We start from the raw sequence: 3,094 nt of genomic DNA on the forward strand, positions 1-3,094 counted from the left end.
ACGAATACTAATAGATCGAGGACTTAACCATATAATATGTAGCAAATGTTATCTAGTTTTGAAGGAATATGCCTTCATAGTTTGGTGATGATGGCAGAGAGGTCACACCCGTTCCCATACCGAACACGGAAGTTAAGCTCTCTAGCGCCGATGGTAGTTGGGACCTTGTCCCTGTGAGAGTAGGACGTCGCCAAGCAACTTTAAGACAAGTCAGAATGACTTGTCTTTTTTGTGTTTTGTAAAATAAACTTGTAATTAATGTGGGCTCTATGAGTAAGTTTATCTAGCAAGAAACAACTTTATTTTATTAGAATTTCACATTTAAGTAGCATACCTTCAGAAAAATATGACTAAGCTTTAAAGTCTATTTGCTAACAAGAATATATATACGAAGTATTACCCTCTGGAGCCTACTCACACCCTCTTTTATTTCTGCAGTTGTTAAATGTCCATACCCTATAATAATTCGATTGTAATGTTTTCCTTTTTCAATGGCGTGATCTTCCACAGGATATACTTTCACTCCGAGTTGTTGGATTTTCTCAAGTAATTCTTTTGTGAATTGAACTTGATTGAATTCAACAATCAGATGTAATACTGTAAAATAACCGAAAATATTGATTGTATTTGAGAATGTTGATTTTAATTGCTGGATAAGGAAGTCTCTTCGATTTTTATAGATTTTTTTCATCTTCATAATATGCCGTTCCAAATAATCTTCAGCAATAAATTTAGAAAGGATAAGCTGATTTAAAGAAGGTGTATGTAAAACGGAATGAACATATAAAAGCATATGTTCAACAATCCAATGAACTCTATACGTTATTGTTACAAGCTGCGAAACGCTTTGTCACCGGAGAAACGAGACATGAGGGGATTGGGACGGCAAAAGAACTAATTACAAAAGGTTATCATACTTCACTAGAATACATAGGGGAAAATACTCTTGATATAGAGGGATGTTATAAAGCAAAAAAATGAGTTTTTGAATCTTATTGGGGACATAGGTACTCTATCTATGAAACAAACAGTATCACTTGATTTATCTCATATTGGATTGTCTATAGATCCAGAAATATCTTATATTCATTTAATGGAGTTGGCAGAGAAGGCGAAAGTACATGGAACTACCCTTATGATAAGTATGGAAGAATCATCTAAAGCAGCGGACATTCTTTCCATTTATAAAAAGGTAACTGAGCAATATCATAATGTAGGGATAACAATACAGGCACATTTATACCGCTCAAACAATGATATTCAAGAACTCCTTCATTATCCAGGAAAAATAAGAGTTGTAAAAGGTGCCTATCAAGAAGTTCCGGATATTGCTATGCCTAGATCAACTGATTTAAATCAACAGTATCTTCAAATTGTAGAAAAACTAGCTGAAAACCATCACCCTGTATCTATAGCTACACATGATGAAATTCTTATTAAAGAGATGGAGCAACGTCAATATTTTAGTCACCCTAATGTAGAAATAGAAATGTTATATGGAATTCGTCCGGATATGTTAAGAGATTTGAAAAACAAAGGACATAACACTAGAGTATATTTGACTCGTGGAAAATAACGGTATTTATATTTATGTCATCGGATAGCCGAACATCCAGAAAATCTATATTATGCAGTGACAGATATGATACATTCACCTTTACCAGAGTAGAGAATATTGAATAGACATTTAATACTAAATGTAAAAATGATGTTGGTTGTTGCTTAAAAATAAAAGCCGGATTTTTCTTAGAATAGAAATTCCGGCCCATTTCATATTGAAATTTTTTTAGTATATATTTGCGTTAAAGGCGGACAGCACCTCTGTAGGTATTGAGGGGATTATGATTTATAATTGTGCAGCCGTCGTATACCTTGTTGTAGAATTGTTTTTGTATGGTTGTGTATTGTATTCTTAGGGGGAGATAGAAACAAAGGAAATTATGATTCTATATGTATTTTAAAAGGGGGATATATACTAGAAATGAAACTAAATGCTTTGTTAGTGAAAGGATTCGCTCTTTTAGCGGTAAAACGTAAATATAGGTATGGGATAAATATCTATTAATGTTATATAAAAAGTGAAGTAATGAAAGGAACGAGTATTCTGCATATGTTTGTTCGGTGCACTTGATCAATTGAGGTATGTATTTTTAATCCAGTATATGTGTTTAAAAAGGAAATGCTATTAATCAATTCAAACCTTGAGCATATCTTAAATGTTTATTAAGAGAATATAGCTGTATGGAAATAGATGATACTAAAGATGAAGGAGATATAAGGCTGATATTTCAGTGAAAAAGGGATAGTTAATAAATATATTAGTGTGCTTCTATATATTTACGAGTAAACAGATAAGCAACTATTACTTCATATAAGTAGAACTTGGGACTCTATAACTAGAGTAGTATATGAGTGTATTATGGATTTTTGTATCGTTGTCTGTTATAAGAATACGTATATCTTCAATCGTTTCTAATAGAGGGTGTGATAAACAAAGAGGTATTAATATTTATTAAAATAAGATTGTTAGTTTCGCTAGGTAAAAACTTCTGTACAAATTAAGTCTAGGGTTTAAATTAACTTGAATATATTTTGGAAGAATAGGTTAAATAGAAGCAGAAGGTAGCTTTTCGGTAATGAATCCTTGGAGAGGCGTATCTAGTTAAAAGAGCATAAAAATATTAACTTGAATATCTTTATAAAAAGGTGTTGACGATTATACAAATGAAGTGTAATATAGAACAAGTCGCCGATGACAATAACGTCGAAAGCGACAAATGAAATGAAAAACTTAGTTGACATTAACTAACGAAGATGTTAACATAAGGAAGTCGCAAATGAGCGACCAAGTAGTTCTTTGAAAACTGAACGAAACAAACAACGTGAAACGTCAATTTTTATTTTTAGATGCTAGACAAACTAACTTTATTGGAGAGTTTGATCCTGGCTCAGGATGAACGCTGGCGGCGTGCCTAATACATGCAAGTCGAGCGAATGGATTGAGAGCTTGCTCTCAAGAAGTTAGCGGCGGACGGGTGAGTAACACGTGGGTAACCTGCCCATAAGACTGGGATAACTCCGGGAAACCGGGGCT

Annotated in this window: 1 rRNA gene and 2 pseudogenes; 2 read left to right on the forward strand and 1 reads right to left on the reverse strand. The window is 33.4% G+C overall.

Annotation, left to right across the window (positions count from 1 at the left end):
* Nucleotides 1-80: 80 nt before the first annotated feature.
* A 5S ribosomal RNA gene (gene rrf / locus DOS87_RS00485) occupies nt 81-196 on the forward strand.
* A gap of 168 nt (nt 197-364) precedes the next feature.
* On the opposite strand, the pseudogene DOS87_RS00490 reads toward rrf, so the two are convergent.
* Nucleotides 365-841: pseudogene (locus DOS87_RS00490) on the reverse strand (PLP-dependent aminotransferase family protein); the annotation flags it as partial.
* On the opposite strand from DOS87_RS00490, the pseudogene DOS87_RS00495 reads away from it, so the two are divergent.
* Nucleotides 760-1,669 (forward strand): annotated as a pseudogene (locus DOS87_RS00495) (proline dehydrogenase family protein). The pseudogenes DOS87_RS00490 and DOS87_RS00495 overlap by 82 nt on opposite strands.
* Nucleotides 1,670-3,094 lie beyond the last annotated feature (1,425 nt).

This window comes from Bacillus sp. CR71, assembly GCF_003429245.1.
Lineage (GTDB): Bacteria > Bacillota > Bacilli > Bacillales > Bacillaceae_G > Bacillus_A > Bacillus_A thuringiensis_S.